This is a genomic window from Bacillus sp. J14TS2, from assembly GCF_018333015.1.
Lineage (GTDB): Bacteria > Bacillota > Bacilli > Bacillales > Bacillaceae_C > Lederbergia.
In genome coordinates this window covers 1-879 of sequence record NZ_BORE01000047.1, presented here as the reverse complement: position 1 = coordinate 879, position 879 = coordinate 1, and the positions used below count along the sequence as shown (strand labels likewise).

General features: G+C 38.7%; 1 protein-coding gene. It reads right to left on the bottom strand.

What is annotated here, in order from left to right; genetic code table 11:
- On the bottom strand, nt 1-721 hold a 721-nt coding region (locus KI375_RS26970), incomplete at its 3' end, for a transposase (RefSeq protein WP_212976438.1).
- Nucleotides 722-879 lie beyond the last annotated feature (158 nt).

Below are 879 nucleotides of genomic sequence, written 5' to 3'. Positions count from 1 at the left end.
CTTTTTTTAAGGCTTGTTTTGGCTGCTTCCGTTCCGAACGCAGGGCTTTTCGGTCCTGTGCTTCTTCACTTGATTCGATTTGTTCCGTATACGTTTGGACAGACTTATCCAAATCCGTTGCCATCTGTTGAAGTTCTTTTGTCGTTAGAGCCTCGGGGCTTTCCCGTTCGATTTCTGGAATGATTTCTTTCTCCACCAGTTCTTCATAGAGGGTATTCGATTTCTCGATGAGTTTTGCTTGGTAACGTTCGATGGATTTTCGCCAGACAAAGGTGAATTTATTGGCATTGGCTTCGATTTTGGTTCCATCGATAAAGATAGCCTCTGCATCAATCAACTCTTTTTCCACCAGTTGACAACGAAACTGGACGAAGCACTGACGCAATAGTTCTTTTACTTCCGGATTCACACGAAAACGATTGATGGTACGATAACTGGGCTCATATCCTTGCGCAAGCCACATCATCCGCACACTGTCTTTTAATAATCCTTCGATTTTTCGGCCAGAGAACACTGACTGGGTATAAGCACATAAAATAATTTTCATCATCATACGCGGATGATAGGCTGGACAGCCTGTCTGACGGATAAAACCGGTGAAAGCTTCTTCTGGAATCTGTTCAATAAATTCATGGACTGTATAAGCTATATCATTTTCTTGTAATTTCATCTCGAAATCTAATGGCAAAACGACTTGATTTACGTTATAATATTTAAACATAAGGATACCTCGATTCTGTTTTTGTAGTGGTACTTTAACTTTATCAGAAGGTATCCTTTTTTTGTATATTTTTTCATTTTTTAATCAAATTAAAAAAGTGATTTCCTACTTCATCTTAGTAGAAAATCACTTTTTCTGTTTTTACTGGGTTTTGTCCC